This is a genomic window from Halorubrum sp. SP3 (assembly GCF_005435195.1).
GTDB classification, from domain to species: domain Archaea; phylum Halobacteriota; class Halobacteria; order Halobacteriales; family Haloferacaceae; genus Halorubrum; species Halorubrum sodomense.
Map to the genome: position 1 here is coordinate 1 of NZ_SGTU01000059.1, position 2,146 is coordinate 2,146.

Below are 2,146 nucleotides of genomic sequence, written 5' to 3' on the forward strand. Positions count from 1 at the left end.
TGGTTCGACGGACCACCTGTCGGTTGATATCTTCTCGTCACTGAGAAGGTGGCTTCCGCTCGCAACGTGGTAGTCACGAACCTACCACTGGTGGCGGCCAGAACGGAGGTCCACACGAGAATCGCACCCACAAGAATGTGAATCGGGAAGCCCCGAACGAGAAAGATGGGGTAGCCAACACGGAGTCGAGTGTGGCCGCGCAAAGAGTCGCTCCGCTGAGAGGGATCTCGCCTGGCAGTTTTACAAAATAAGTCAGCAGACACATACACAATTTTATACAATAACATCTAAACAAATGGTTCGATATTTAACACATGCTGACAATATATCAGTATGCGGAAACCACGGGTCCGCGATGAACAGAGAGTCCCATCATCGACGCAGACCTACGAGAGCAACGCCAAATTGCTTGGACTCCTGCTGTGGGCCCTGGTTGTGGCGCAGATGTCTGTGTTTATTCTTCTTCGCGACCAGCTACGCATCCTCTCTCCAGGAGAAATAGTGTCGTTACTATTCAGTATCGGTAGTGTTGTTGCGGTCATGCTGATTGCTTGGCCACTGCTGTATCGATTACTCAGTGGGTGGCGTCACACAGATCACGATGTGACCGATATTTTCTAAACAATCCAAACGTCGGGGCGAAACCCAGAAGGACCCGATACAGAAGACTGACTGCGAACTATTCACTCGTGGGAGACTCACCTCTAATGAGGTCGGGTCACAGAGCTCTCACAGACGGTATTGTGCTAAGGATCGAAATTAGGCCCACCATATCAGTGGCAAGACGAGAGTCAACGGCTTCAGCTATGAGAGAGACGTAATCCCGAAATTAACAAGCGTCAACATCCGTCAGTCGTTCGGTACAGACCGATCCTGGTGTGTTTCTGTATCTTCAGTCGGGTTCCTCGTGTCGGTGCGAACGATGTCCACAAACCGTGCCGCCGTCTTTGCTGAAAGCTGATCACGAAGCCGTTGGATCAGGTGTGTTCGTCGCCGGACCTCCGTTTGGCTAACCGCACGAACGAGCGAGAGCGCACGACGGAGTTGGGTCTCCTGCCACGACTGCTCACGGGCTTCATACGTACGAATGGCCCGGGCAAATTCGACTTTACTGAATTCTGGCCAATACGGTGTACAAAAATAAACGGCGGCCTCATTTCCGCTCGCATGCCACGGGAGGAAATTTGAGGTGCGTTCGTCTCCGCCAGTTCGGATAACTAAGTCGACATCCTGAACGGGCTGCTGATACAATTGCTCGCCGATCATCTCTGCCGTGATTTCCTCCGGTTTCAACTCACTATCAGCAACTTGTCGTGTGAGCCGCTGTGCTGTCCGCAACAGTTCATTTCGACCGCCGTATGCTAAGGCGATGTTCAGTTTGAGTGTGTCGTACTGTTGGGTTCGGTCTTCAGCGTACGCAACCGCATCGACCACGCGGTCGGGAAGCCGTTGGATTTCACCCAATCCGTGTATCGAGACCTCGTTATCATGAACCAGGTCAGCATCCGCAAACGAATACAGCCGGTCCTCAATGAGATCAAAGAGGTCAGTGAGTTCCTCATCTGGTCGTGCAAAATTCTCTGTTGAGAAGGTGTACAATGTGACTTCAGTAATATCGAACTCGGAACACCAATGTAGCATGTCTTCAGTGGTTTCCGCACCGTGAGCATGCCCATCTGACGGATCAAGACCTCGTTCACGGGCGTACCGCCGGTTTCCGTCCTGGATCACAGCAACGTGATCTGGTGTCAGAGCAAGTGACTGCTTAATCTCGCCAATATAGATGTTGCGAAGCCACTGTCTCGCCCACTTAAACATTTTGTGTGAGTATACCTCATCACGTGTGTTAATTAAGGTGTTCACTTGACATGGTGCGGCGGAGAATTACCGTACCCTGTGTGCTCACGGCTGATGCTGGTCGTCTGTGAGGCGAAACTGCCTTGCTCCAGTACGATTACGTCCCTGTCCATTTCGAAATCACGGTAGAATACGGGGATGTCCACACAGTCACATCGGCCTCGCTGTTGAAATACAGACTCACCGTCGTTTGAAAGTGGAGGTGTAGCGCCGTATTCAGCTCAGACCTGAGATTCAACAGGAAGTGTATGGCTTCAGGAGTTCAGGCCGAAGCTAGTGGGCTTTCACC

General features: G+C 51.8%; 1 protein-coding gene. It reads right to left on the reverse strand.

Annotated features, from left to right (window positions below; genetic code table 11):
* Positions 1 to 849 precede the first annotated feature (849 nt).
* Positions 850 to 1,818, reverse strand: a complete 969-nt coding sequence (uppS, locus tag EXE42_RS15190) for a polyprenyl diphosphate synthase (RefSeq protein WP_137706872.1) — start codon at positions 1,816 to 1,818, stop codon at positions 850 to 852.
* Positions 1,819 to 2,146 lie beyond the last annotated feature (328 nt).